This window comes from Methylococcus mesophilus (assembly GCF_026247885.1).
Lineage (GTDB): Bacteria > Pseudomonadota > Gammaproteobacteria > Methylococcales > Methylococcaceae > Methylococcus > Methylococcus mesophilus.
The window spans coordinates 2,138,133-2,163,039 of the sequence record NZ_CP110921.1 but is presented as its reverse complement, the minus strand read 5'-3'; the positions used below and the strand labels follow the sequence as shown (position 1 = coordinate 2,163,039).

The 24,907-nt window shown below is 62.4% G+C and carries 29 protein-coding genes and 1 tRNA gene; all 30 read left to right on the top strand.

The window, feature by feature from the left end; genetic code table 11:
• The first annotated feature begins 30 nt into the window (after positions 1-30).
• The 30 genes from OOT43_RS10130 (at position 31) to OOT43_RS09985 (ending at position 24,840) form a co-directional block, all read left to right on the top strand.
• Complete coding sequence (locus tag OOT43_RS10130) at positions 31-1,260, top strand: aspartate kinase (protein ID WP_266024816.1); 1,230 nt, start codon at positions 31-33, stop codon at positions 1,258-1,260.
• Between the two features lie 149 nt (positions 1,261-1,409).
• A complete protein-coding gene (csrA, locus tag OOT43_RS10125; protein WP_218805609.1) occupies positions 1,410-1,604 on the top strand; it encodes a carbon storage regulator CsrA in 195 nt (64 codons plus the stop codon).
• A gap of 19 nt (positions 1,605-1,623) precedes the next feature.
• Positions 1,624-1,716, top strand: a tRNA-Ser gene (locus tag OOT43_RS10120).
• 153 nt (positions 1,717-1,869) lie between these two features.
• Positions 1,870-2,124: a 30S ribosomal protein S16 gene (rpsP, locus tag OOT43_RS10115; protein WP_169601624.1), complete on the top strand. Its 255-nt coding sequence runs from the start codon at positions 1,870-1,872 to the stop codon at positions 2,122-2,124.
• Positions 2,124-2,642 (top strand): ribosome maturation factor RimM, encoded by a 519-nt coding sequence (gene rimM, locus OOT43_RS10110; RefSeq protein WP_266024813.1) that lies wholly within the window; start codon positions 2,124-2,126, stop codon positions 2,640-2,642. Before rpsP ends, rimM begins: the two co-directional genes overlap by 1 nt.
• 16 nt (positions 2,643-2,658) lie before the next feature.
• Positions 2,659-3,414 carry a tRNA (guanosine(37)-N1)-methyltransferase TrmD gene (gene trmD, locus OOT43_RS10105; RefSeq protein WP_266024812.1) on the top strand — a complete coding sequence of 252 codons (756 nt, stop codon included), beginning with the start codon at positions 2,659-2,661 and terminating at the stop codon, positions 3,412-3,414.
• A gap of 4 nt (positions 3,415-3,418) precedes the next feature.
• Positions 3,419-3,763, top strand: coding sequence for a 50S ribosomal protein L19 (gene rplS / locus OOT43_RS10100; RefSeq protein WP_266024809.1), 345 nt, complete (start codon positions 3,419-3,421; stop codon positions 3,761-3,763).
• Positions 3,764-3,847: 84 nt separating this feature from the next.
• Positions 3,848-4,777, top strand: a complete 930-nt coding sequence (gene xerD / locus OOT43_RS10095) for a site-specific tyrosine recombinase XerD (protein ID WP_449406837.1) — start codon at positions 3,848-3,850, stop codon at positions 4,775-4,777.
• A 14-nt stretch (positions 4,778-4,791) separates the two neighbouring features.
• Positions 4,792-5,574 carry an acyl-ACP--UDP-N-acetylglucosamine O-acyltransferase gene (gene lpxA / locus OOT43_RS10090; protein ID WP_266024807.1) on the top strand — a complete coding sequence of 261 codons (783 nt, stop codon included), beginning with the start codon at positions 4,792-4,794 and terminating at the stop codon, positions 5,572-5,574.
• 22 nt (positions 5,575-5,596) lie between these two features.
• On the top strand, positions 5,597-6,532 hold the full coding sequence (locus OOT43_RS10085) for a Gfo/Idh/MocA family protein (RefSeq protein WP_266024806.1): 936 nt from the start codon (positions 5,597-5,599) through the stop codon (positions 6,530-6,532).
• Positions 6,533-6,552: 20 nt separating this feature from the next.
• The gene (locus tag OOT43_RS10080; protein ID WP_266024805.1) at positions 6,553-7,647 is read left to right on the top strand and encodes a DegT/DnrJ/EryC1/StrS family aminotransferase; all 1,095 of its coding nucleotides are present in this window, start codon (positions 6,553-6,555) and stop codon (positions 7,645-7,647) included.
• A complete protein-coding gene (lpxB, locus tag OOT43_RS10075; RefSeq protein ID WP_266024803.1) occupies positions 7,640-8,794 on the top strand; it encodes a lipid-A-disaccharide synthase in 1,155 nt (384 codons plus the stop codon). The genes OOT43_RS10080 and lpxB overlap by 8 nt, the downstream gene beginning before the upstream one ends.
• A 72-nt stretch (positions 8,795-8,866) precedes the next feature.
• Positions 8,867-9,367 (top strand): GreA/GreB family elongation factor, encoded by a 501-nt coding sequence (locus tag OOT43_RS10070; RefSeq protein WP_266024802.1) that lies wholly within the window; start codon positions 8,867-8,869, stop codon positions 9,365-9,367.
• A 9-nt stretch (positions 9,368-9,376) separates the two neighbouring features.
• Positions 9,377-10,111: a M48 family metallopeptidase gene (locus tag OOT43_RS10065; protein ID WP_266024800.1), complete on the top strand. Its 735-nt coding sequence runs from the start codon at positions 9,377-9,379 to the stop codon at positions 10,109-10,111.
• Positions 10,111-10,599 (top strand): protein disulfide oxidoreductase, encoded by a 489-nt coding sequence (locus tag OOT43_RS10060; protein WP_266024797.1) that lies wholly within the window; start codon positions 10,111-10,113, stop codon positions 10,597-10,599. The genes OOT43_RS10065 and OOT43_RS10060 overlap by 1 nt, the downstream gene beginning before the upstream one ends.
• 55 nt (positions 10,600-10,654) lie before the next feature.
• On the top strand, positions 10,655-13,513 hold the full coding sequence (locus OOT43_RS10055) for a type I restriction endonuclease subunit R (protein WP_266024795.1): 2,859 nt from the start codon (positions 10,655-10,657) through the stop codon (positions 13,511-13,513).
• A 55-nt stretch (positions 13,514-13,568) separates the two neighbouring features.
• The gene (locus tag OOT43_RS10050; protein ID WP_266024793.1) at positions 13,569-13,814 is read left to right on the top strand and encodes a type II toxin-antitoxin system Phd/YefM family antitoxin; all 246 of its coding nucleotides are present in this window, start codon (positions 13,569-13,571) and stop codon (positions 13,812-13,814) included.
• A complete protein-coding gene (locus OOT43_RS10045; RefSeq protein ID WP_266024792.1) occupies positions 13,804-14,091 on the top strand; it encodes a type II toxin-antitoxin system RelE family toxin in 288 nt (95 codons plus the stop codon). The genes OOT43_RS10050 and OOT43_RS10045 overlap by 11 nt, the downstream gene beginning before the upstream one ends.
• A complete protein-coding gene (locus tag OOT43_RS10040) occupies positions 14,088-14,246 on the top strand; it encodes a type I restriction-modification enzyme R subunit C-terminal domain-containing protein (protein ID WP_266024790.1) in 159 nt (52 codons plus the stop codon). Before OOT43_RS10045 ends, OOT43_RS10040 begins: the two co-directional genes overlap by 4 nt.
• Positions 14,243-15,670 (top strand): restriction endonuclease subunit S, encoded by a 1,428-nt coding sequence (locus OOT43_RS10035; protein ID WP_266024788.1) that lies wholly within the window; start codon positions 14,243-14,245, stop codon positions 15,668-15,670. Before OOT43_RS10040 ends, OOT43_RS10035 begins: the two co-directional genes overlap by 4 nt.
• Positions 15,667-16,401 (top strand): HipA family kinase, encoded by a 735-nt coding sequence (locus tag OOT43_RS10030; protein ID WP_266024786.1) that lies wholly within the window; start codon positions 15,667-15,669, stop codon positions 16,399-16,401. Before OOT43_RS10035 ends, OOT43_RS10030 begins: the two co-directional genes overlap by 4 nt.
• On the top strand, positions 16,398-17,240 hold the full coding sequence (locus OOT43_RS10025) for a DUF3037 domain-containing protein (protein WP_266024785.1): 843 nt from the start codon (positions 16,398-16,400) through the stop codon (positions 17,238-17,240). The genes OOT43_RS10030 and OOT43_RS10025 overlap by 4 nt, the downstream gene beginning before the upstream one ends.
• A 155-nt stretch (positions 17,241-17,395) precedes the next feature.
• Complete coding sequence (locus OOT43_RS10020; protein WP_266024784.1) at positions 17,396-18,970, top strand: type I restriction-modification system subunit M; 1,575 nt, start codon at positions 17,396-17,398, stop codon at positions 18,968-18,970.
• A 120-nt stretch (positions 18,971-19,090) separates the two neighbouring features.
• Positions 19,091-19,768 (top strand): tetratricopeptide repeat protein, encoded by a 678-nt coding sequence (locus OOT43_RS10015; RefSeq protein ID WP_266024783.1) that lies wholly within the window; start codon positions 19,091-19,093, stop codon positions 19,766-19,768.
• A 65-nt stretch (positions 19,769-19,833) separates the two neighbouring features.
• A complete protein-coding gene (locus tag OOT43_RS10010; protein ID WP_266024782.1) occupies positions 19,834-20,550 on the top strand; it encodes an ion channel in 717 nt (238 codons plus the stop codon).
• A gap of 15 nt (positions 20,551-20,565) precedes the next feature.
• Positions 20,566-21,105: a DUF4136 domain-containing protein gene (locus OOT43_RS10005; RefSeq protein ID WP_266024781.1), complete on the top strand. Its 540-nt coding sequence runs from the start codon at positions 20,566-20,568 to the stop codon at positions 21,103-21,105.
• A gap of 150 nt (positions 21,106-21,255) precedes the next feature.
• A complete protein-coding gene (locus OOT43_RS10000; protein ID WP_266024780.1) occupies positions 21,256-21,981 on the top strand; it encodes a DUF3313 domain-containing protein in 726 nt (241 codons plus the stop codon).
• Positions 21,982-22,106: 125 nt separating this feature from the next.
• Positions 22,107-22,940 carry a DUF2092 domain-containing protein gene (locus OOT43_RS09995; RefSeq protein WP_266024778.1) on the top strand — a complete coding sequence of 278 codons (834 nt, stop codon included), beginning with the start codon at positions 22,107-22,109 and terminating at the stop codon, positions 22,938-22,940.
• 20 nt (positions 22,941-22,960) lie between these two features.
• Entirely contained in the window at positions 22,961-24,019 is a 1,059-nt protein-coding gene (locus OOT43_RS09990; RefSeq protein ID WP_266024777.1) for a DUF6515 family protein, read from the top strand.
• A gap of 62 nt (positions 24,020-24,081) precedes the next feature.
• A complete protein-coding gene (locus tag OOT43_RS09985) occupies positions 24,082-24,840 on the top strand; it encodes a DUF3313 domain-containing protein (RefSeq protein WP_266024775.1) in 759 nt (252 codons plus the stop codon).
• The last annotated feature ends 67 nt before the right edge of the window (positions 24,841-24,907 follow it).

The following is a 24,907-nucleotide window of genomic DNA, read 5'->3' as shown; positions in this document are numbered from 1 at the left end:
TTGAAGGATTCGAACGTAACAGACATCGATATGGCCTTATTTGTACACAAGTACGGCGGCACCTCAGTCGGCTCGCCGGAGCGCATCAAGAACGTAGCGAAAAACGTCATCCAGGCGCGCAGCCGCGGGGACGACATCATCGTCGTGGTGTCGGCGATGAGCGGCGAAACCAACCGGTTGGTAGGCCTGGCGCACGAAATTCAGGACCGTCCCAATAGCCGGGAGCTGGATGTTCTGCTGTCCACCGGCGAGCAGGTCACGATCGCGCTGCTGAGCATGGCGCTGGAGGCGGAGGGTTGCCCGGCCTGTTCCTACACCGGCGGGCAGGTGCGGATCCTCACCGACGATGCGCACACCAAGGCGCGCATCCTCGACATCGATACCGACCGTATTCGCCGCGATCTTGCGGCGGGACGGGTGGTGGTGGTGGCAGGCTTCCAGGGGACCACCGAGGCGGGCGACATCACCACCTTGGGCCGGGGCGGGTCCGACACCACTGCGGTCGCTCTCGCCGCAGCGCTCAAAGCGGACGAATGCCTGATTTATACCGATGTGGACGGCGTCTACACGACCGATCCGCGGATCGAACCGAAGGCGCGCCGCCTGGACCGCATTACCTTCGAGGAAATGCTCGAAATGGCGAGTTTGGGGTCCAAGGTGCTGCAGATTCGTTCGGTCGAGTTTGCCGGCAAGTACAACGTCCCCTTGAGAGTCTTGTCCAGTTTCGCGGCCGGTCCCGGAACATTGATTACTTACGAGGAAGCAAGTGTGGAAAAACCTTTGATCTCCGGTATCGCCTTCAATCGCGACGAAGCGAAACTGACCGTCAAGGGCGTGCCGGACAAGCCGGGCGTGGCTTACCAGATTCTGGGGCCGGTGGCCCGTGCCAATATCGAGGTGGACATGATTGTCCAGAACGTCGCGGAAGATGGAACCACGGACTTCACGTTCACGGTGCATCGCAACGACTACCGCAAGGCGCTCGACATCCTGCAGGCGACTTGCACGGCCCTGGGTGCGCGCGAAGTGGCGGGAGACGACAAGATCGTGAAAGTTTCGCTGGTGGGCGTCGGAATGCGCTCGCATGCCGGCATCGCCGCACAGATGTTCGAAGCGCTGGCACGGGAGGGCATCAACATCCGGATGATCTCGACCTCCGAGATCAAGATTTCCATCGTGGTGGACGAAAGGTACCTCGAGCTTGCGGTGCGGACCCTGCACGAGGCATTCAATCTCGACCGCGAGCCGGATGCGGTTTGAGCGGAATCAGCCGAGCCTTTATCCTTTGGCCGAAAACTGCTAAGATTGCCCATCTGGTAGATTGATCGCGCCTGATGGGTTGGGGGTTGACAGCGCGGCCGCTACGGCTCTTGTCAACTTGGTGTGGGCAATGGACAAAGGAAGGGTTTATGCTGATTTTGACTCGTAGAGTGGGTGAAACCCTGATGATTGGTGATGAAGTGACCGTCACTGTTTTGGGTGTGAAGGGAAATCAGGTGCGCATCGGAGTCAATGCGCCCAAGGACGTGTCTGTTCATCGCGAAGAGATTTACGAAAGAATCAAGAAAGAGCAGCAGGCTGGCCCTGAGCACGACAGCGATTGATTCCTTTCCCCGTATTCCTGGAGAGATGGCCGAGAGGCTGAAGGCGCTCCCCTGCTAAGGGAGTATGCGGTCAAAAGCTGCATCGAGGGTTCGAATCCCTCTCTCTCCGCCATTTCAGGAATTAAGCCCGGTGCCGGATGGTGTCCGGGTTTTTTCTTTCCAGCCATTGTGTTTTGCATCTGCTCAAGAGAGCAGGGCTTCACAATTTCTCAGGATCGCATACAATACGCGCTTTTCTCCGTACGGTTTGACTAGAGGCAAAGGCATGGTAAGCATTCGGTTGGCGCGCGGCGGCGCAAAAAAGCGTCCTTTCTATCACGTAGTGGTTGCGGAAAGCCGCAGCAAGCGTGATGGCCGTTACATTGAGCGCGTGGGGTTCTTCAATCCGATTGCACGGGGCCAGGAAGAGCGGCTGCGCCTGGATCAGGGCCGCATTGAGTACTGGATCGGCACCGGCGCCAAGGCTTCGGATCGCGTGGTTTCCCTGATCAAGGAATTCAAGAAGCAGCAACCGGCTTGATGTCGGGAAGTTCCGGCGACGATCCGGCGGTCGTGGTGGGCCGGGTTTCCGGTGCCTTCGGCGTGAGAGGCTGGGTCAAGGCGGTTTCCTTCACTGATCCTCCCGTCAATCTGGCCGCTTACCGGCCGTGGATATTGCGTCGGGGTGATGCCGAGCTCCGGGTCGATGTGTTGGAAGGCCGCGAGCATGGCAGCTCCGTGGTCGTGCGCCTGCAAGGTGTGGAGACGCGCGAACAGGCCGAGGCGCTGAAAGGCTTCGAGGTGACCGTGCGCCGCAGCCAGTTGCCTCCGCCGGCCCCGGGGGAGTATTACCGCGTCGATCTGATCGGTCTCAGGGTGACGAACCTGGAGGGGGTCGAATTCGGCGAGGTTGTCGATGTGATGGAAACCGGCGCCAACGACGTGCTGGTTGTGCGGGGCGACCGCGAGCGGCTGGTGCCATTCGTGCAGGGCGAGTTCGTGAAATCCGTGAATCTGGCCGAGTCGCGGATGGTGGTCGACTGGGATCCCGAGTTTTGACAGATCGGCTGTCCGCATGCGTTTCGACATCGTGACCCTGTTCCCGGAGATGATCCGGGATGCGGTGCAGTACGGCGTGACGGGACGGGCGCTTGCCGCCGGCAAAGTGTCGCTGGAAGTCTGGAATCCGCGGGAGTTCACCAGCGACCGCCATCGCACGGTGGATGACCGGCCTTACGGCGGCGGCCCCGGTATGGTGATGAAGGTGGAGCCCCTGCGGGATGCCATCCATGCGGCCAGGGCTCGGGCGGCGCCGGGCGCGCGGGTCGTGCTCATGAGTCCGCAGGGCACCCGGCTCGATCAGGCGGCGGTGCGCAGTTTTGCGACGGCGCCGGGGCTGATTCTGGTGGCCGCGCGCTATGAAGGTGTGGACGAGCGCCTGATCGAGACCGAAATCGACGAAGAATGGTCGATTGGCGATTACGTGCTGAGCGGCGGCGAACTGCCGGCCCTGGTCGTATTCGACGCGGTGGTGCGCCTCCTGCCGGGCGTGCTGGGCGATGCGGAATCGGCGGAGCAGGATTCCTACACCGAAGGACTGCTGGACCATCCGCATTACACCCGGCCGGAACGGGTGGCGGGGCGAGACGTTCCCGAGGTGCTGCAGAGCGGCAACCATGCGGCGATCGGGCGCTGGCGCCTGAAGCAGGCGCTGGGGAAGACGTGGCTCAAGCGGCCGGACTTGCTGGCCTGCCGGGTGATGACTCCGGAGCAGTTTGAGCTCCTGGACGAATTCAAGCGGGAATTTGAAACTCAAAAGAACAGAGGTTAGTTTCATGAACATCATTCAACAGCTCGAATCCGAATGGATGAGCGGCAAGACCATTCCGGAATTCGGCCCCGGCGACACCGTCGTGGTGCAGGTGAAGGTGAAGGAAGGCAACCGCGAGCGTTTGCAGGCCTTCGAAGGCGTGGTCATCGCCAAGCGCAACCGCGGTTACAACTCCGCTTTCACCGTGCGCAAGGTTTCCCACGGCGAAGGCGTGGAGCGCGTGTTCCAGACCTACAGCCCACAGGTCGAGGAAATCCAGGTGAAGCGGCGCGGCGACGTGCGGCGCGCAAAGCTTTACTACCTGCGGGACCGTGCCGGCAAGGCTGCCCGCATCAAGGAAAAAATCTGACGGATCGCGGGTCGTTTGCGCAGCTCGATCGGTCACTGAGAATGAAGGGCGGTTTTTCCGCCCTTTGTTTTTGACGGGGTGCGGGTGAACGAGGCTCTACCCGATGCCGGAGCAATCCGCGAGGCCGACCGTTTGATGATCCAGCGCTTCGTCGAGTCGCTCTGGGTGGAAGAAGGCTTGAGCCGCAACACCCTCAAGGCCTACGGGAGCGATCTCAGCCTCTTCGCGGCCTGGATGGCGAGTAACCGGCGCCCGGAATTGGCTGCCCTGACAGGCGAAGACATCGAGGCCTATCTGGGCTGGCGGCACAGCCGGAAAAGCACGAGTCGGACCTCTGCGCGCGTGCTTTCCTCCATCCGGCATTTCTGCGCGTACCGGCTGCGGCGGGGTGAAACCGCCACCGATCCCTGCGCCTTGATAGATCCGCCGAAGCTGGGCCGGTCCCTGCCCAGTACGCTGACGGAGACCGACGTGGAGGCCCTGTTGGCCGCGCCGGACGCCGATACCCCGCTGGGCTTCCGCGACCGGGCGATGCTGGAGATGCTCTATGCCACCGGCTTGCGCGTCACCGAACTGGTCGGCTTGAGTTTCGGCCAGATCAGTCTGCGCCAGGGTGTGGTACGGGTCAGCGGCAAAGGCGACAAGGACCGGCTGGTGCCGGTCGGCGAGGAAGCCCTGGACTGGCTGGAGCGCTATTTGAACAAGGTGCGGCCGGCCGTCCTGAAGGGCAGGCAGAGCGATTTCCTGTTCGTCACCGACCGGGGCGGTCCGATGACGCGCCAGGCCTTTTGGTATCTCATCAAACGCTACGCCCTGCAGGCCGGGATTTCCAAGCCCTTGTCGCCGCATACCCTGCGCCACGCCTTCGCCACCCATCTGCTGAACCACGGTGCGGATCTCCGCGTCGTGCAGATGCTGCTCGGACACAGCGATCTGTCGACCACGCAGATCTATACCCATGTGGCCCAGGAGCGGCTCAAGGAATTGCATACCCGCTTTCATCCGCGGGGCTGAGGAGGTAGCAAGAAATGTCCAGCATCCATCCCACCGCCTGGATCGCCGCGACGGCCAAACTCGGCGCCGACGTCAGCGTGGGGCCCTTCGCCGTGATCGAAGACCATGTCGAGATCGGCGACGAATGCCGTGTCGGCGCGCACGCCGTGATTCACTCCTTTGTCCGCATGGGGCGCGGCAACGTGATCCATCCCCACGCCGTCCTGGGCGGCTTGCCGCAGGACCTGGGCTTCGATCCCGCTACGGAAACGTATGTCGATCTCGGCGACGGCAACGTGCTGCGCGAGGGCGTGACCATCAGCCGTGCCACCAAGGCAAGCGGTTCGACCCGGCTGGGATCGAACAACTACCTCATGAACAACACCCATGTCGGCCACGACTGCGTGCTGGGCGACCACAACATCCTGGCCAGCGGCGCCACGCTGGGCGGCCATTGCCGGGTGGACGACCGGGTATTCTTCGGCGGCGGAGTGATGGTTCACCAGTTCTGCCGCATCGGCAGCCTCGCCATGCTGCAGGGGCTGGCCGGCATCAACAAGGACGTGATTCCCTACACCATGGTCGGCGGCCGTCCCGGCAAGCATTACCGCCTCAATCTGGTTGGCATGCGCCGCGCCGGCATCGACGGTGACCGGCTCAAGGCCGTGTCGGCCGCTTTCCGCCGCCTGCGCGCCCGCGGCACCTTCGACGATCTGCCCGACACACCCGAACTGGCGTATCTCCGCGCCTGGTTCGGCGCAGGCTCCAAGCGCGGAACCCTGGCGTTCTTCGAGCTGGAAGGGCGCGAAGCGGAATAATTCCAAACTATCGGTCTATCTCATGAGTGTTTTGAAATGTGCCGTGATCGGCGTGGGCTACCTCGGCAAGTTCCACGCGGAAAAATACGCCGCCCTGCCGGGCTGCGAACTGGTCGCCGTGGTCGATGCCGATCCTGTCACTGCGGCTGAGATCGGCGACCGCCTGGGCGTCGAAGGTCTGACCGACTACCGCGCCCTGCTGGGCAAGGTCGATGCGGTCAGCATCGTGGTGCCGACCAGCCTGCACCACCGGGTCGCCCGCGATTTCCTCGAAGCCGGCGCGCACGTATTGGTGGAAAAACCCATCACCGTGACGGTGGAGGAGGCCGACGAGTTGATCCGGGTCGCCAAGGAAAAACAGCGCGTGCTGATGGTCGGCCACTTGGAGCGCTTCAACGCCGCTGTGCTGGGGTTGGACCTGGATCACCACAAGCCGCTGTTCATCGAATCGCATCGGCTGGCGCCATTCAAGCCCCGCGCCAACGACGTCAGCGTGGTGCTGGACCTGATGATCCACGACATCGACATCATCCTCGACATGGTGGATTCCGAGGTCGAGCGGATCGACGCCAAGGGCGTGGCCGTGCTCACCGGCGACATCGACATCGCCAATGCCCGCCTCCAGTTCAAGAGCGGCTGCGTCGCCAACGTCACCGCCAGCCGGGTCAGCCTGAAGGTCGAGCGCAAGATGCGCATGTTCATGCCCAACGCCTACGTGTCGGTCGATTTCCAGAACCGCGTGCTGGCCCGCCATTGCAAGGGAGAGGGCGAGATGTTCCCCGGCGTGCCGGAAATCCTCAGCGAGGAATCGGTGTTCGAGAACGGGGACGCCCTGATGGAGGAGATCCGCCATTTCCTCGATTGCATCCGCGAGAATCGCGAGCCGCTGGTGTCCGGATCGGCCGGTCGCCGCGCCCTGGCGACGGCCATCGAAATCACGAATCTGCTTAAAGCTTAAAAATCTAGGAGTTGTACCGCATGATCCCCATGGTTGACCTCAAGACCCAGTACGCCCGGCTCAAGCCGGAAATCGATCGCGGCCTCGCGGATGCGCTGGAATCCTGCGCCTTCGTGCTGGGGCCGAACGTGCAGGCCTTCGAGAAGGAGGCCGCCGAATACCTGGGCGTGAAGCATGCCATCGGGGTGGCCTCGGGCACCGACGCTCTGCATCTGGCCCTGCTCGCCGCCGGCATCGGCGAGGGCGACGAGGTCATCACCTCGCCCTTCACCTTCATCGCGACGGCGGAGGCGATCCGCTACGTTGGCGCCAAGCCGGTGTTCGTCGACATCGACGCCAAGACCTTCAATCTCTGCCCCGCTGCGGTCGAAGCCGCGGTGACGCCTAAGACCCGCGCCATCATGCCGGTGCATCTGTTCGGTCAGCCGGCCGACATGCCGCGGCTTCAGGCCATTGCCGACCGTCACGGCCTCAAGATCGTCGAGGACTGCGCGCAGTCCTTCGGCGCCACCGTCGGCGGCCGCCAGACCGGCAGTTTGGGGCTAAGCTCCGGCTTCAGCTTCTTCCCCAGCAAGAACCTCGGCTGCTACGGCGACGGCGGCCTGGTGACGACCGACTCGGACGAAGTGGCGGAACAGATCAAGATGTTGCGCAACCACGGTTCGAAAGTGCGCTATTACCACGACGTGATCGGCTACAACAGCCGTTTGGACGAGTTGCAGGCCGTGGTGCTGCGGGTCAAGCTCAAATACATCGACGAATTCAACGCCAACCGCCGCCGCGCCGCCCATCTGTATTCGGAACTGATGGCCGAGGTCGCCGAAGTGCCTTACGAGGACGGCATCGGCGTGCACGTTTACCACCAGTACACCCTGCTGAGCGACCGCCGCGATGCCATCCTGGAAGCGCTGCAGAAAGCCGGCATCGGCTGCGCGATCTACTACCCCGTGCCGCTGCACCGGCAGAACGTGTTCGCGCAGGATTACGCCGACGTCAGCCTGCCCGTATGCGAGGCGGTGGCGGCGCGTTGCATCTCCCTGCCGATCTTCCCCGAGCTGGCGGAAACGGATATCCGCAAGATTGCGGACGTGGTGCGCCAGGCGGTGAATGGCTGAGCGTGCTCCATTGGTCATGCTGGTCGCCGGGGAAGCCTCCGGCGACCAGCATGCCGCCGCGATGTTCCGCGAACTCCGGAGCCTGATTCCGCAAGTTCGCGGTATCGGCATGGGCGGTTCCGCCATGCGCGAGGCCGGGATCGACATCCGGGTCGATTCGACCGGCCTCGGCGTCATCGGGCTGGCCGAAATCGCCCGCCATTACGGCGAGATCAGCCGTGCACTCGAGGCCATGAAGAATCTGGCCCGCACCGAGCGGCCCGATCTGCTGATCTGCGTCGACTACAAGGAATTCAATTTCCGCCTGGCCCGTGCCGCCAAGGCCGCCGGCGTCAAGGTGCTGTTCTACGTCAGCCCGCAGGTCTGGGCGTGGCGTCCGGGCCGGGTCAAGGACTACGGCCGGGCGATCGACCACATGGCGGTGATCTTCCCGTTCGAGGTGCCCTTCTACGAGCGGCATGGCATCCCCGTGACCTATGTGGGCCATCCCCTGGCCGGGAGGATCGCGCCGGTCGCCGATGCGGGGAGGACGCGGCGGGAGCTGGGGTTGGACGAATCCGGCCCCCTGGTCGGCCTGCTGCCGGGCAGCCGGGGCAATGAAATCCGCCGGCTGCTGCCGATGCTGCTGCAGACCGCGGCGCGAATCGCCGGAGAGCGGCCGGACGCCCGTTTCGTGCTGATCCAGGCGCCTTCGGTCGCCGACGAGCTGTTGGCCGCCGAACTGGAGGCGGCGCCGGTGCCGGTCCGGGTCGTCAACGACCGCCGGCACGACGCCCTGGGCTGCTGCGACGCCGTCATCACTACCTCGGGCACCGCGACCCTCGAAGTTGCCCTGCTCGGCGTGCCCATGGCCATCGTCTACAAGCTGGCGCCGCTGAGTTACTGGCTCGGCAGGCTGCTGGTGACGATTCCTTTCATCGGCCTGCCGAACATCCTGGCGGGGCGCAAGATCGTGCAGGAGTTCATCCAGCACGAAGCCAACGCGGAAGCGGTCGGCGGCGAGATGCTGCGCATCCTGAACGACCCGGCCTACGCGTTGCGGATCAGGGGTGATCTGGCCGAGGTCCAGCGGACCCTGGGCGAGGGCGGCGGTTCGCGGCGTCTGGCCGAACTGGCAGCGGAATTGCTTGGGACGTCCGTCCGCTAGCGGCGCATTTGTTTCCCGGTGGCTGCGGGCGTATTCTCGCAAGCCGTTTTTCACTCAACCCGAAACGAACCCATGAGCCGTGCATTCGTCAAGGAAACCGACGGTGACGAGCTGGATGACGGTGCGCCGGAGCGTCCCGTCAGCCCGCATCCGAACTACGTAACGCCGGCCGGGCTGGCCCAGCTACAGGCCAAGGTCGCCGAACTCTCGGCCGAACGGCAGCGCCTGCAGGGCGACGAGTCGGTCGGTGCGAAACAGCAGCTCCGCCACGTCGAGCGCGAACTGCGCTATTACGACGAGCGGGTCGTCAGCGCCATCCCGGTCGATCCCGCGACTCAGTCCGGAGACCGGGTCCATTTCGGGGCGGCGGTGGATCTGGAGGACGAGGCCGGCGATGCCCTGCGCTACACCATCGTCGGCGAAGACGAGGCGGACGCGGCGCACGGCAAGATCAGCTGGGTGTCGCCTCTGGCCAAGGCGCTGCTGAACGCCGAAGCCGGTGACACGGTCACCTGGAAACGTCCGGCCGGCGACAAGGAACTCCATATTCTCGCCATCCATCCGGCCGGGTAAGGGCTCTTCGTGCATCGCTTGCCTCCCTACCGCCTCCGCCGCAGCGCCCGCGCCAAGTATCTGCGGCTGCTGATCCGTCCCGAAGGCATCGAGGTGGTGGCACCCGACGGGTTGCCCGAATCCACCGTGCAGGCTTTCGTACGCCAGCACAGCGGCTGGGCCCAGGCGAAGCTGGCGGAAATGCAGGCGCGGCTGGCGAAGTTGCGGCAGGGCCAAGCCGAGCGCTTTCCGGCCGAAGGCGGCAGCGTGCCGCTGGAGGGGCGGGAAACCCCGCTGTTCATCGAGGAAACCGGCGGCAGCCGGATCCGGGTCTCGCTGGAAGATCAAGGCTTGCGACTCATTCTTCCCCGGACCTGCGGCGGCGAGCGGGACCGTTACGTGCGCGATGCCCTGTTCGGCTGGATGAAGCGGAGGCTGCCGGGTCGCGTCACGGAATTCGTCCAGCGCCACGGACCGTTGCACGGTCTCTATCCACGCCAGTTGCGGATCAAGAGCATGCGCACCCGGTGGGGGAGCTGCGGCCCGGCGAACGACGTCAATCTCAATTGGCTGTTGGGGCTGGCGCCGCTTTCGGTTCTGGAGTACGTGGTGGTGCATGAACTCTGCCACATCCGCCACCGCAACCACTCCCGGGATTTCTGGGAACTGGTGGCGGCCCATCTGCCGGACTGGCGGCAGGAGCGCCAGTGGCTCAAGGCCCACGGCGGCGGCCTGATCCAGCGCTTCGATCCGGCGTTCCGGTGATGGCTGGCCGGTGGCGCAGGGTGCTGGGGTGGGGTGCGGTCGTCGCCCTGTTCTTCGTCGTGCAAGGCTTTCTGAATCGCGACATGGCTTCGGGGCCCGCTCCTGCCATTGAGGGTCGTTTTCTCGATGGTTCCCAGGCATCGCTGGACAGCTTGCGCGGCCGGCCTGCGCTCGTCTACTTCTGGGCAAGCTGGTGCCCGATCTGCGGGACGATGGAGGACAAGATCGGGAGCCTCGCCCGCGATCATGCGGTCCTCACGGTCGCGTACCAGTCCGGGGATGCGTCGGAGGTCGCGCGTCATGTCGCGGAGCGGCGCCTGGACTGGCGGGTCGTACCCGATCCGGACGGCGCCAACGGCGGGCGTTATGGCATCCGCGGCGTCCCGGCATTCTTCGTGCTCGGCCCGGACGGCACGATCCGCTCCCGCAGCGTGGGTTTCACGCCGGAGTGGATGCTGCGGCTGAGACTCTGGCTCGCGGCGGGTTAAGCGCCGCAGTTCGGCGAAATCGCACTTTCAGTTGGCAAAGGGGCCGTCGAATCCGATGGATGAAAAGGACTATCGAACACCCGAAGGCCAAGCCCGAAAAACCATCGACGAGTTGCTGACCGCGGCTGGCTGGCATGTCGTCAATGCCGACCGGGCCAACATCCACGCCGGCTGCGGCATCGCCATACGCGAATTTCCCCTCGGCTCCGGCCATGGCTTTGCCGATTACCTGCTCTACGTGGATGGCAAGGCTGCCGGGGTCATCGAAGCCAAGAAATCCGGTGCCACCCTCAGCGGTGTCGAGCGGCAGTCGGAGAAATACCTCAAGGGCCTGCCCGAAGGCCTGCCGCGCTGGGCCAGCCCGTTGCCATTCGCCTACCAGTCCACCGGCGGAGAAACCCGCTTCACCAACGGCCTGGACCCCGAGCCCCGATCCCGGCCACTGTTCGCATTTCACCGTCCTGAGCAATTGGCCGCCTGGCTGGAAGACGGCGCCGCGAACGCCACCCGCGTAAAGGAACCGGCGGGCGATTACCGGACCCGCGGCAAGACGTTCCTGGAGCGCCTCCGGCACATGCCCCTGCTGGCTGAAGAAGGCCTCTGGCCCGCCCAGATCACCGCCATCAAAAACCTGGAGCAATCCCTCGCCGCCAACAAGCCCCGCGCCCTCATCCAGATGGCGACAGGTTCCGGCAAGACCTTTACCGCCATCTCATTCATCTACCGCCTGATCAAATTCGCGGGAGCCAGAAGAGTGCTGTTCCTGGTCGACCGCGGCAACCTGGGCGACCAGACGCTCAAGGAATTCCAGCAATACGCCTCGCCCTACAACAACTTCAAGTTCACCGAGGAGTACATCGTCCAGCGCCTGACCAGCAATACCCTGGACACCACCGCGCGGGTCTGCATCTGCACCATCCAGCGCATGTACTCCATGCTCATGGACAAGGACCTGCCGGAAGAACTGGACGAAGAATCCGTGGGCGAGATCGGCGGACTGTTCAGGCAGCCCGAGCCCATCAAGTACAAAGAGAAATACCCCATCGAGAGCTTCGACATCATCGTCACCGACGAATGCCACCGCTCCATCTACAACCTCTGGGCGCAGGTGCTGGAGTACTTCGACGCCTACCTCATCGGTCTCACCGCCACGCCCAGTAAGCAGACCTTCGGCTTCTTCCACCAGAATCTGGTGATGGAATACAACCACGAGATGGCCGTGGCCGACGGCGTCAACGTCAACTACGACGTCTACCGCATCCGCACCGCCATCACCGAACAAGGCTCGAAGGTGGAGTCCGGCTACGCAGTGCAGATCATGGAGCGCGATACCCGCAAGAAGCGCTGGGAACAGCTCGACGACGACTTCAGCTACGACCCCAACCAGCTCGACCGCGACGTGGTCGCCCCGGACCAGATCCGCAAGATCGTCCAGACCTACCGCGACAAGCTGTTTACCGACATCTTCCCCGGCCGCGAGTGGGTGCCCAAGACCCTCATCTTCGCCAAGGACGACGCCCACGCCGAGAACATCGTCGAAATCGTGCGCGAGGAGTTCGGCAAGGGCAACGACTTCGCCCAGAAGATCACCTACCGCACCACCGGCGCGAAGCCGAAAGACCTCATCAACGAATTCCGCACCAGCCCCATGCCGCGCGTCGCCGTCACCGTGGACATGATCGCCACTGGCACCGACATCAAGGCGGTGGAAGTTGTCCTATTCATGCGCGCCGTCAAATCCCGCGCCTTCTTCGAGCAGATGAAAGGCCGCGGCGTGCGCGTCATCAGCCCCGACGACCTGCAAAGCGTCACCCCCGACGCCCGCGCCAAGGACCACTTCGTCATCGTCGATGCCGTCGGCGTCTGCGAGCGGGACAAGACCGACTCCCGCCCCATGGAGCAGAAGCCCACCGTCAGTTTCGAAAAGCTCATGCAGGCCGTCGCCTTCGGCAACACCGAAGACGATGTGCTCTCCTCGCTGGCCGGGCGCCTGGCCCGCATGGAACACCGCATGAGCGCCGAGGACGACAAGCAAATCCGCGCCCTCTCCGGCGGCTTGGGGGTCAAGCAACTCAGCCACCGCATCATCGCCGCCCTCGACCCGGACCGGCACATCGAACAGGCCAAGGCGGATTTGGGGCTAGCCCCCGGCGGCGACCAGCCCATCCCGGAACCGGCCCTGGCCGCCGCCCGGCACAAGGTCATCCAGGAAGCCATCCAGCCCTTCTACGACCCCGAGCTGCGGGAAGTCATCGACGCCATCAAGAAGAAGAACGAAGTCGTCATCGACATCATCAGCGCCGACGAAGTGCTCGAAGCGACGTTCTCACAGGACGCCCTCGACCGTGCCAAAGGCATGGTCCGGTCCTTCGAGCAGTTCATCGCCGAGCACAAGGACGAGATCACCGCTCTGCAAGTGCTCTACAGCCGGCCTTACAAACACCGCCTCACCTTTGAGGCCGTGAAGGAACTCGCGGAGACAATCGAAAAGCCGCCCTACCTGTGGAACGAATCCCAGCTCTGGAACGCCTACGCCGCGCTGGAGAAATCCAGGGTCAAAGGCGCCTCTGGCCGCCGCATCCTCACCGACCTCGTCTCGCTGGTGCGCTTCGCCATCCACCAGGACAACGAACTCATCCCCTTCCCCGAGCGCGTCAACGCCAACTTCAAGGCGTGGCTCAACAACCAAATCCGTCATTCCCGCGAAAGAGGGAACCCAGAGCCTTTCACGCCTGAACAAGTCCGTTGGCTGGAAATGATCCGCGACCACATCGCCGCTAATCTGGGTATCGAACCGGATGACTTTGAGTACGCGCCGTTCTCGCAACACGGCGGCCTCGGCAAGGTGCATCAACTGTTCGGTGAAAAGCTGAACGCGATCATCGAAGAACTGAATGAAACATTGGCCGCATAAAGACCAAATAAACGACTAAAATAATGACCAGTCTAACGGCCTCACGGAGCGCCCCATGGAACTGCTCTACACCAATGCCTCGGTCAGCATCAGCGAACTGAAGAAGAACCCCACCGCGGTCATCGAAGAGGCAGACGGCTTCCCCGTCGCCGTGCTCAACCACAACAAGCCTGCTGCCTACCTGGTGCCCGCTGCCGCCTTCGAAGCCATGATGGAAAAACTCGACGACATCGAACTCGCCAGGCTGGTGCGGGAGCGCGAGAACGAACCCACTGTCCGGGTCGATCCCCATGACCTATAGCCTCGAATTCCGGGACAGCGCCTGGAAGGAGTGGCAAAACCTCGACCGCCCCTTGCACGAGCAATTCAAAGCCAAGCTGCTGGAGCGGCTGGCAAACCCCCGCGTCGAATCCGCCCGCCTTTCCGGTCTGCCGGACTGCTACAAGATCAAGCTGCGCGCCGCCGGCTACCGGCTGGTGTATCAGGTGTTCGACGAGCGCGTGGTGGTCGTGGTCGTGGCCGTGGGCAAGCGGGAAGACAGTGCGGTGTATCGCAAGGCCAGGGGACGGGTGAAATGATCCGCGACCACATCGCCGCGAACCTGGGTATCGAGCCGGAAGACTTCGAATACGCGCCGTTCTCGCAACATGGCGGACTCGGCAAAGTGCATCAATTGTTTGGCGACAAGCTGAACGCGATGAGCGAAGAATTGAACGAGACGTTGGCGGCATGAGTACCACTTCGACACCCTTGCTTCCGCAACAGCGACCATTAGCCGAAGTGGTCGATATCGTTTCCGGCTTTGGTTTTCCGAAAGAACTGCAAGGCAAGCCGAAAGGTGATTTACCTTTCTTCAAGGTCGGGGATATTTCTATCGCCTGGAACAGCGGTCAGAAGAATCTCACACAGGCTCAGCACTACCTTGACCAAGCTGAAGCCAGTTCCATCAGAGCAAAGGCTTTTCCGAAAGGTACCGTCGTCTTTGCGAAGATCGGTGAGGCAATAAGGCTCAATAGGCGAGCCATCTTGGGTCAACCGTCGATCGTCGATAACAACGTAATGGGGCTGATTCCAAAAGAAGAGATCGTCGATCCGACCTACCTCTTTTATTGGTCTCTGATGCTTCGGCTTGGAGATATTTCTCAGGCAACAACTGTCCCCTCAGTCAGAAAGTCAGATGTTGAACAGCTTTCTTTTCCGTGGCTCTCCCTCGACCAACAAAAACGCATCGTCGCGGAAATCGAAAAACACACGTCCCGCCTCGACGAAGCCGTCGCCAACCTCAAACGCGTCAAGGCCAACCTCAAGCGCTACAAAGCCGCCGTCCTCAAAGCGGCCGTCGAAGGCCGCCTGGTCGAAACCGATGCCGAACTCGCCCGCCGCGAAGGCCGCAGCTACGAGACCGGCGAACAACTCCTGCAACGCATCCTCGAAACCCACCGCAGCCAGTGGCAAGGCAAGGGCAAATACAAAGAGCCAGCCGCTCCCGACACCACCGACCTACCCGAATTGCCGGAGGGATGGGTGTGGGTTTCGCTTCGTAGCTTGGGGAATGTAATTGGTGGTCTGACGAAGAACCCGAAACGCGCCACGTTAAAGAAGAAGTTGCCATATTTGCGCGTGGCAAACGTATATGCGAACGAGCTGAGACTGGATGAAATCGAGGAGATTGGCGTCGATGACAGTGAGCTGGAAAAGCTGCTGGTTCACAAGGGCGATCTGCTCATTGTTGAAGGCAACGGAAGCCCAGACCAAATTGGTCGTTTAGCGATTTGGAACGGCTCGATCTCGCCATGTGTTCACCAGAACCACCTGATAAAAGCCCGTTTACACTGGGCATGCGCTCCTGACTGGGTTATGAGTTGGCTCATGTCGCCCGATGGGAGAGATCATGTGCGAAACGTGGCCAGTTCAACTTCCGGCTTGTATACACTTAGCGTTGGCAAGGTGTCTGGTCTGCCGATTCCGCTACCGCCGGAGGCCGAACAACACCGCATCGTCGCCGAAGTCGACTGCCGCCTCTCCCTGGTACGCGAAACCGAAGCCCAGGTGGACGCCAACCTCCTGCGCGCCGAGCGCTTGCGCCAATCCCTCCTGAGCCGCGCCTTCACAGGCGGCCTTTGTCCTGTGCACGAGCGGATGGAAGCCGCCGCGTGACCATTGAGATCGTCGAAATCATGGGTCGCTCGGAGCAAGGGATCACCAAACCCTTCATCTGCCGTGGCGACGACGACCGAGTCTACTTCGTGAAAGGCCGGGGCGCGGGCCGACGCAGCCTGATCTGCGAGTGGATCGCCGGCCAACTCGGCCAACGGCTTGGCTTGCCCATCGCTCCTTTCGATATTGTCGAGGTACCACCGGAGTTGCTCGCCATTGCCATGCGGGACGATCCGGCCGAATTGGGCACGGGCAAGGCTTTCGGTTCGCGCAAGGCGTCGGTAGTGGAGTTGTCGGTGTCCCATATCGATTCTGTGCCCGAAGCAACGCAAAGGGATGTGCTGGCCTTCGACTGGTGGGTGCGCAACGGCGACCGCAGCCTGGGGGAGGTTGGCGGCAATCCCAATCTGTTCTGGGACGTGGAGAACGAGGGGCTGGTGGTCATCGACCACAATCAGGCGTTCGATCCCGCGTTCTCACGGCAGGATTTTGCCGAACTACATGCATTCCGCGGTGAGTGCCAGGTGTTGTTCGGCGATTGGGCAGTGCAACAATGCTACGTCGAGCGGTTTTTGGGCGCGTTGTCGGATTGGGAGGCCATCTGCAATACTGTTCCCTCCGAGTGGTGGTTCGTGGATGCCGAGCAAACCGTGCCGACGGATTTCGACATCGAGACCACCTACCAACTGTTGATGCAATGCCAGACCGATGGGTTCTGGAGCCTTTCATGAAAAAGATGCCCTGCCTCTATGCCATAGTTCGCTTTACGCCCTTCGTGGAGACGGGCGAGTTCGCCAATGTGGGCATCATCATGATGGCCCCGGAGCAGCGCTGTTTCGAATACAAGTTGATGATCCAGCGTCATGCGCGGGTCACGCACTTCTTCGAGCAGCTTGATGCGAAGGTTTTCCGGGCGACGATGCGCAACCTGCGGGAAGAACTGAACCGTGCAGCCGGAGTGCTGCGCCGGCACGGCTTCGACAAGCGGCTCAAGTCGAACGATGTCGATTTTGCCAAGGGGCTATTCGCCGAAATCATTCGGCCGCGCGAGACGATCATCAAATTCAGCGAACCTCGGGCTATCTTGGCCGAGGATATGAAAGCAACTCTGACCGAGCTTTACGGCCATTACGTCGAACGCTCTTTTGCCACCCGCGGATACCAAGAAACAGCACTGGAACGCGGCATGCGGCGGTGGCTCAACCAAGCTCGGATTGCCGACCGTTTTGAGCACTTGGCATTAGGCGACGACGGGTATCACGTCACTTTCCCTTTTGTCGAACGGCGAGGGGAAAGGGCCGTGAAAGCCATCAAGCCCCTGCATCTCGGCCACGATCAGCCGACGAAGATCATCGAACACGGTTGGCAGTGGGTTACGCGAGTCACCCAGTTGCACAAGCGACGGTATTTGCCTGATACGGTGTTGTTTGCCGTGCAAGGCCCGGAGGAGGATGGCCCGAAGGCGCGTGCCTACGGTGAGGTTGTGCAGGGTCTTCGGGAAACGGGCGTAACGGTCCTACCCTTCAAAGACAAGGAGCATATCCTTGCATTTGCAGTTGGAAGCGCTTGATAAATTTCAATCCAGGGATTCTAGCTCCGAACATTCCGTATTGAACTTCGAACATTTCGACGGCGGCTCCGAACATTAGGGCGCCGGACAATCGGAAATACTGCTTGAATTGGCAGACCGGATCATCCCGATCAGGCATCCAGAAACAAACCAGCATGAATACCGCAACCATCGTCCAGAAGCTCTGGAACTACTGCAACGTTCTGCGCGACGACGGCATGTCGTATGGGGACTACGTCGAGCAGATCACCTATCTGCTGTTTCTCAAGATGGCCGACGAGCGCACCAAGGCGCCGTATAACCAAGCTAGCCCGGTGCCCGCCGGTTTCGACTGGCCCAGCCTGATCAAGCGGGACGGCGATGAGTTGTTCGACCACTACCGCCACATCCTCGATGCGCTGGGCAACGAGAAGCGCTTGCTCGGGCTGATCTTCAATAAGTCGCAAAACAAATTCCAGGACCCGGCAAAGCTGCGGCGGCTGATCGTGGATCTGATCGACAAGGAAACCTGGGTGTCGATGAGCGCCGACGTGAAAGGCGATGCCTACGAAGGCCTGCTGGAAAAGAACGCGCAGGACACCAAGTCCGGCGCCGGCCAGTACTTCACCCCGCGCCCGCTTATCCAGGCCATTGTCGATGTGATGGCTCCCAAGCCCGACGAAACCGTGAGCGACCCGGCCTGCGGCACCGGCGGTTTTCTGCTGGCGGTGCATGACTACGTGGTGAAGCACAACCCGCATCTGACGCGGCCCCAGCAAAAGAAGCTGAAAGAGGAAACCTTCAAGGGCTGGGAGCTGGTGCAGGCGACCGCCAGACTGTGTGCCATGAACATGCTGCTGCACGGCATCGGCAGTCAGGACTTTGAGCCCATCGTGGTGTCCGACTCGCTGGCCGCCGACCCTGGTGACCGCTTCGACCTGGTGCTCACCAACCCGCCTTTCGGCAAGAAGAGCAGTACGACCATCGTGGGCGAGGAGGGCAAGGTCAGCAAGGAGCGCGACATCATCGAGCGCGGCGACTTCTGGACCACCACCTCCAACAAGCAGCTCAATTTCGTCCAGCACGTGAAGACACTGCTCAAGCAAAACGGCCGCGCCGCTGTGGTGGTGCCGGACAACGTGCTGTTCGAAGGTGGTGCCGGCGAAACCATCCGCAGGAAGCTCTTGCAGGAATGCGATGTCCACACCCTGCTGCGCCTGCCCACCGGCCTGTTCTACGCCCAGGGCGTGAAGGCGAACGTGTTGTTCTTCGACAAGAAACCCGCCAGCGAAACGCCTTGGACCAGGAAGCTGTGGATCTACGACTTGCGCACCAACATGCACTTCACGCTGAAGACCAATCCCTTGCGGCGGGAAGACCTGGACGATTTCGTGGCTTGCTATTTCGGCCTCTCGACCGAACAAGCCGTAGCGCTGCGCGACATTCATAGTCCCGGCTTGCCGCCTTCGCTCACGCGGCTGATGCGCGCTCCCAGTTGGTCCGACGAAAATCCCGACGGCCGCTGGCGCGGCTACGACTACGACGAACTCGTCAACCGGGATAAGGCCAATCTGGACATTTTCTGGCTGAAGGACGAGTCGCTGTCAGATTCCGACAACCTCCCCGCGCCGGAGGTGATCGCTCAGGAGATCGTGGCGGACCTGGAGGCGGCATTGGAGCAGTTCCGGCTGATCGGCGCGGAGCTCGGGGAGGAAGACGATCGGCTGGAATCGGCATTCGACCGAGTGTGAACCTTGCGAATGACGTACGGTATGCTGTGCGCGTTCGATCTGACTTGATGGAATCCGAATCCAAAGATGTTTTCCCCGCGCAGGCTCCAACGCCAAGCTCACACTCACCGTGCATCCCTGATGCGTCCCGTGGTATGGCTTATCACGGCTTGTCTTTGCGGCGCGGCGTACGCCGAGGGGGACGCCGGAGTGAAGGCCGTCGAGCGTGGCGACTACCCTGCCGCATTGCGGGAGTTCAAGCAGGCGGCCGAGCGGGGTGAACCCGCGGCCCAGGTGAATCTCGGCAATCTTTACATGAAGGGGCTGGGCGTCGAGCAGGACTATGCGGCCGCCGAGCGCTGGTACCGCCAGGCCGCCGAGCGCGGCGATCCCATCGGGCAGAGCAAGCTGGGCATCCTTTACTACTACGGTCTCGGCGTGGACAAGAACACCGACGAAGCCGCCCGCTGGTTTGTCAAAGCTGCGGAACAGGGTGAGTCCAGCGCCGCGGCGGTGCTGGGTTCGATGTACGCCGAAGGCGAGGGGGTGATCCGCGACAACGTGAAGGCCTATTACTGGTACACACTGGCTGCCGACGGCGGCCAGACGGATGCGCTGGAAGCGCGTGCCACCCTCGTGGACGAAATGACGCCGGGCGAGATCGGCGAAGCCTTGCAGCGAGTCGGTGACTGGCGCGAGGCGCAACTCAAGGCGGCGAAGCCCTCGGCACAGGATAAAGCGGACAAGCCTTCTGGCGTGAAGGGAAAAAAGCGTAACGGAAACGGCGGTGCTCGAAAAAAACCTCGAAATAGCGGGTAAACTTTTCGAAAAATAGCGCCGCGTAAGGAACGCCATCCGGGATCGACCATGCTCAGTCTTCTCCAATGAAGGAATCAGTAGGCGGCAAATCTCCTCCACTGCGCGTCCTGCCGGGCCACTTTGTCGGCTTCGGACGCGGGCCGCACTATTACGTTTATTTGCTGGCAACGTTGATCGTGCTCCTCATCATCAGCGCCGTGACGGAACGGCTGGTGGTCCGGATCGTGGAGCAACTGATCATGATCGGGACCCTCATTTCCGGCACCCTGGCCACCGGCAGGACGCCCGTCCAGATCGCGCTGACGGTCACTGCCGCCTTCGTCATGTTCGTGGCTGGCTGGGCCCGTTTGTTCGTGCCGGAAACCTATTGGCTCACGGTCGTCTGGCTGACATTCAGCTTCCTGTTCTTCTCCCGAGTCACGCTTGCGCTGGCCTGGGACATCTTCTCCAGCCGGGCGAATGTTTCCGCCAGCCTGCTGTACGGTGCCGTCAGCGTCTATCTGCTGATGGGATTCACTTTCGCCAATGCCCATTTCCTGTTGGAAACCGCGGCGCCCGGGTCTTACCAGTGCGGCGCGCCGCAGTGTCATCAGGATCCGGTATCGCCCGCCTACCTGTATTTCAGCTTCGTCACGCTTGCGACCGTGGGCTACGGCGACATCGTGCCGCTGAGCCGGGTGGCGGGCATGCTGGCCTACATGGAGGCGATCGCCGGCCAGATGTACGTGGCGATCCTGGTGGCCCGGCTGGTCGGCATGCAATTGTCCCAATCCAAAGACTAAGCGGGAGAACAGACCGTGTACCGGAAAACGTTGTGGAGACCGCTGTCGGCGGCGGCCGGATCGCTTCTCGTGGTGTTGCTCGCCGCTTGCGCCACGATCCGGGTTGATACCGATTTCGACCGGAACGCCGATTTCTCGCGGTACAAGACCTACTTTTGGCTCAGCCGGCCGGCGTCCGGCAATGCGTCGGTTGACCGGCGCATCGTCGAACTGGTCGATGCGGCACTACGTTCCAAGGGCTGGCGCAAGGTCGGCGAAGGCAAGGGGGATGCCGCCCTGGATGCGGAGGTCCTGACCGAGGAGGAGGAACGCAACGATACCTACTACGACGGCTGGGCCCTCAATCAGAACGTCGGTCCCGCCCAAACGGTGGTCACCACTTTCCGGGAGGGGACCCTGATCGTAAACATCCTCGATGGCCGGTCGGAGCGGCCCATCTGGCGAGGGGTGGCGCATGAAACCATTTCCGAGAATCCGGCCGAGAATGAAGCGCTGGCCAAGCAGGCGATAGCGAAGATGTTCGCGGCCTTTCCGCCGGTGCCGGCGTCCCGCTAGGAGAATCGTTTCCCCATGGTTTGCGCTCTCACTTCGATGTTGTAGGCTTATTCGCGTTGTGTCACTGCGCGGCGTCACTCTCGCGATGGCAGGTTTTGGCCGCGTTCGATCTGATCTGTTCTTAGGTTGTTCGACTCAAGGAGAAACAAGATGGAAGAAAAGTCTGCGGTTGCCGCTTCGATCGGTTCCAGAGGTGCGATTTTCCCGGTCCTGGCCGTCTGTCTGCTGTCGGTGGCGGGCTGTGCGACGACCGAAAAGGCCGAACTCAAACCGGGCGGCTTGAAGTGCGCCTTCCTGGGCAGCGATTGTTCCAAGCTTTCGCCGGGCCCCAAGGACGGTGCGGCGTTGCGCTATAACAATCCGAAGGCTGACTGGACCAAGTACAACAAGGTCCTGGTCAGCCCGGTGACCTTTTGGGGAGGGGATACGACCCAGGTTTCCGCTGCCGACCAGCAGGAACTGGTCAACTACTTCAACCAGAAGCTCAAGGAAAAGATCGGCGAGAAGATGCAACTCGCCGATCGCCCAGGCCCCGGCGTGCTGAAACTGGATGTGGCCATGACGGACGCCGAAACTGCGACGCCTGTGCTGCGGTCGGTGTCCATGATCATCCCGCAGGCGCATATGCTGTCCAACCTGAAATACTTGGCGACGGATACCTTCCCTTTCGTCGGCGGCGCCCAGGGTGAAGCCAAGATCACGGATTCCGTGACCGGCCAGACGTTGGCGCTGGTGGTGGACCGGAGGATCGGCGGCGGCAATGTTTCCACCGGGTTCCAGTGGCAATGGGGCGATGCCCAGAACGCGATCGACGCCTGGTGCGAACGGGCAGCCAACAAGCTTTCCGCCTGGACCTCGGGTACCGAAAAGCCCTAGCTTCGGCGCTTCCGACCGGTCGCCCCCTCCCGGCCTCCGAAGCCGGTGATTCGAGGGGGCGGGCCCGGCATCTCGTGGGCCGGCGTCGTCGGTGCCTTGTCCCGCTTCGACCAATGGAGGATGTGGTGAAACAGAATCAACGGATGCGCCATCCCGGCGCACTGGCGCTCGCCGGACTGCTGATATGCGCTGGCGGCGGCTGGGCCACCGCGGCCGACAAGCCGGCATCGAAGCCGGCGGCCGAAAGCGCGCCGGAGGTGGCGATCGGCGCGCAGGTTGACCAGTTGCTGCGGCAGATGGGGGACTACCTAAAGTCAGCCAAGGAGTTTTCGGTGCACGTGGACGTGCTGTACGACGATCTTCTCGCTTCCGGTCAGAAGATCCAGCTTGCGGCATCCGACGACATATCGGTTCGGCGTCCCGACCGCTTCCGGGTTCGCTATCGGACCGACGTGGGTGAAAAGCGCTTCTGGTACGATGGCAAGAACTTCACCCTGCTGGACGAGGCGCACGGTACCTATGCCGTGGAGCAGACGCCGGCGGGCATCGATGCCACGCTGGATTATCTCATCGCTCAGCTCGGCTTCACGCCGCCGTTGTCCGACCTTCTGTACAGCGACCCCTATGCCATCCTGAAGCCGCACGCGGTATTCGGCTTCCATGCCGGGATGAGCGAGGTGGGCGGGATGCCGTGCCATCATCTCGCCTTCGTCGGCAAGAACGTCGACTGGCAGCTCTGGATCGAGGACGGCAAATTGCCGCTGCCCCGGAAATTCGTCATCACCTACAAAACGCTTCCCGGCGCGCCGCAGTACATGGCGGTGCTGTCCGACTGGGACTTCGCCACCCATCTGCCGGATTCCGCATTCAGTGCCGCGCTCCCGCCGAAGGCCGAGCGCATCGGCTTTCTGAAGGCTGCGGTTTCCGCCAGGAAAGAGCAGGCAAAGAAGGCGCCGTGACGCGAGTGGAGGACAAACTGATGAATCGAAATACCGGATTTGAGAACCGTCTGGGCATCGCCGTATTGGGCTTGCTGCTGGCCGGTATGGGCCTCCCCCGGATCACCGGCGCGCATGGCGGCTTCGGCGGGGGGTTCGGAGGCGGCCATTTCGGCGGTGGGGAATTCGGCGGCCATGTCGGGGGCGGCGGTTTCGGCCAGCGCGCGGGGGATGACCGCGGTGACGAGGGCCAACGCTACGGCGGGACCGGGATAGGCGGCGGCAGTTTCGGCGGCGGTGGCCTGGGCAGTGTGCGGGCGTCCGACGGCGCGGACGGCGCCGGCCACGACTGGCGGCAAAACGCGAACCGCGATTTCGGGAATGGAGGTCAGGGCTTTCAGCGCCCGGAAAACCGCCAGGAGGCAACGCCGGACCAGCGTCAGCAGGATCGGGACAACGAGATCAACACGGTTCAGCAGAATCGCGACAAGGAGATCAACACAGTCCAGCAGAATGCCTATAAACAGCAGGACTCCATGGCGCAATACCACACCCAGCAGGCGGAACAGCTCCAGAAAAACCGCTATGACTACTACGGCGGCGGCAACTACTACGGGCCGGTGTTCATCGGCGGTACCTGGGGCGGCTATTACAGCGGCATGGCGATGATGGGCATGATGGAAGGCCTCATGATCGGCGAGATGGTCGCTTCGGTGCCGCGCAACTCGCAGCCGGTCGTAGTCGAGAACAACACCTACTACTACTCGAACGGCGCCTATTATCTGCCGCAGGGTTCGGGTTATGTGGTGACGCCACCGCCGCAGGGAGCCACCGTGACCAGCCTGCCGCCATCCTGCGTCACGGTCTACAGCGGCCAGCAGCCTTATTCCGACTGCGGCGGCGCGTTCTATACGCCATCCGGCAGCGGCTACACGGTGGTCATGCCGCCACCCGGCCTGACCGTGAGTTCGCTCCCCGGAGGCGCGGCGACCCATACCGTCAACGGCGTCAGGTACTACGAATTCGGCGGGATCTGGTACCGTCCGTTCTACAGCGGCAGCGACGTGGTCTACCAGGTCGTCAACAGTCCGAATGCCTGAAACCCGCCATTAGGAGGAGAACCTTTGTGAGGATTTCAAACAGGGAAAAGGAGCGCGGCGGGATGCCGTCATTTCGTGATGTTCCCGGCCGCCCCAGTGCCCTGCTGGCGGCCGTGGCCGTGGCAGTTCTCTGCGGCTGCAGCGCGACCAAGCAGGCCCGGGAGGTCCAACCGTCGGGATTCCTGGGAAGTTACTCGAGCCTGCGCAAGGGCAACGGCAACGAGCCTCTGCTGGTCTACGCCAATCCGGCCGCGGATTGCCGGAAATACAGCAAGGTGATGGTCGATCCTGTCACGCTATGGGCGAAAACGGGCGATTCCTGGCTGCAGAAGCTCGAGCCCAAGGACCGCGACATGCTGCGCAAGCTCGGCACCGATACCCTGCTGGAGGTGATGAACAAGGCCCGGTTCGAAGTGGTGACCCAGCCGGGTCCTGACGTGATGCGGGTGCGCATGGCACTGACCGAGGCCGACAAGGCCAACGTGCTGCTGAAGGAGGGTACCGTGCTGGCGCCTTATGTCACCGCGCCCGCCGCGCTTTACTCGGAATCCACGGGTCAGGCGTTGTTCTCTGGAGACGCGGCGTTCGAGCTGGAAATCCTGGATTCCCTGACCGGGCAGCGCCTGTATGCCGCCGCGGACAAGCGGGTCGGCAAGCTCGATGTCCGGGATTTCCACGAATGGGACGATGTGAAAGAGGCGTTCAAGTCCTGGGGCGAGCGCGGTGCGCAGCGGCTGGTGCAGTGCCGGACGACGGGCTCGTTTGCCTCCAGCCCCAAGGAGCAGAGTCTTGAGGAAAAAATCGACAACAATGTGCCTTAAACCTTACAGGAGTTGTGCCGTGGAGCGAAACCAGAAGCCAAGGACCCCCAAAACGGCTGTGTCGGGG

Coding starts and splice junctions, on each gene's coding strand:
- OOT43_RS10130 (WP_266024816.1), top strand. CDS start 31: ATGGCCTTATTTGTACACAAGTACGGCGGCACCTCAGTCGGCTCGCCG.
- csrA (WP_218805609.1), top strand. CDS start 1,410: ATGCTGATTTTGACTCGTAGAGTGGGTGAAACCCTGATGATTGGTGAT.
- rpsP (WP_169601624.1), top strand. CDS start 1,870: ATGGTAAGCATTCGGTTGGCGCGCGGCGGCGCAAAAAAGCGTCCTTTC.
- rimM (WP_266024813.1), top strand. CDS start 2,124: ATGTCGGGAAGTTCCGGCGACGATCCGGCGGTCGTGGTGGGCCGGGTT.
- trmD (WP_266024812.1), top strand. CDS start 2,659: ATGCGTTTCGACATCGTGACCCTGTTCCCGGAGATGATCCGGGATGCG.
- rplS (WP_266024809.1), top strand. CDS start 3,419: ATGAACATCATTCAACAGCTCGAATCCGAATGGATGAGCGGCAAGACC.
- lpxA (WP_266024807.1), top strand. CDS start 4,792: ATGTCCAGCATCCATCCCACCGCCTGGATCGCCGCGACGGCCAAACTC.
- OOT43_RS10085 (WP_266024806.1), top strand. CDS start 5,597: ATGAGTGTTTTGAAATGTGCCGTGATCGGCGTGGGCTACCTCGGCAAG.
- OOT43_RS10080 (WP_266024805.1), top strand. CDS start 6,553: ATGATCCCCATGGTTGACCTCAAGACCCAGTACGCCCGGCTCAAGCCG.
- lpxB (WP_266024803.1), top strand. CDS start 7,640: ATGGCTGAGCGTGCTCCATTGGTCATGCTGGTCGCCGGGGAAGCCTCC.
- OOT43_RS10070 (WP_266024802.1), top strand. CDS start 8,867: ATGAGCCGTGCATTCGTCAAGGAAACCGACGGTGACGAGCTGGATGAC.
- OOT43_RS10060 (WP_266024797.1), top strand. CDS start 10,111: ATGGCTGGCCGGTGGCGCAGGGTGCTGGGGTGGGGTGCGGTCGTCGCC.
- OOT43_RS10055 (WP_266024795.1), top strand. CDS start 10,655: ATGGATGAAAAGGACTATCGAACACCCGAAGGCCAAGCCCGAAAAACC.
- OOT43_RS10050 (WP_266024793.1), top strand. CDS start 13,569: ATGGAACTGCTCTACACCAATGCCTCGGTCAGCATCAGCGAACTGAAG.
- OOT43_RS10045 (WP_266024792.1), top strand. CDS start 13,804: ATGACCTATAGCCTCGAATTCCGGGACAGCGCCTGGAAGGAGTGGCAA.
- OOT43_RS10040 (WP_266024790.1), top strand. CDS start 14,088: ATGATCCGCGACCACATCGCCGCGAACCTGGGTATCGAGCCGGAAGAC.
- OOT43_RS10035 (WP_266024788.1), top strand. CDS start 14,243: ATGAGTACCACTTCGACACCCTTGCTTCCGCAACAGCGACCATTAGCC.
- OOT43_RS10025 (WP_266024785.1), top strand. CDS start 16,398: ATGAAAAAGATGCCCTGCCTCTATGCCATAGTTCGCTTTACGCCCTTC.
- OOT43_RS10020 (WP_266024784.1), top strand. CDS start 17,396: ATGAATACCGCAACCATCGTCCAGAAGCTCTGGAACTACTGCAACGTT.
- OOT43_RS10015 (WP_266024783.1), top strand. CDS start 19,091: ATGCGTCCCGTGGTATGGCTTATCACGGCTTGTCTTTGCGGCGCGGCG.
- OOT43_RS10010 (WP_266024782.1), top strand. CDS start 19,834: ATGAAGGAATCAGTAGGCGGCAAATCTCCTCCACTGCGCGTCCTGCCG.
- OOT43_RS10000 (WP_266024780.1), top strand. CDS start 21,256: ATGGAAGAAAAGTCTGCGGTTGCCGCTTCGATCGGTTCCAGAGGTGCG.
- OOT43_RS09990 (WP_266024777.1), top strand. CDS start 22,961: ATGAATCGAAATACCGGATTTGAGAACCGTCTGGGCATCGCCGTATTG.
- OOT43_RS09985 (WP_266024775.1), top strand. CDS start 24,082: ATGCCGTCATTTCGTGATGTTCCCGGCCGCCCCAGTGCCCTGCTGGCG.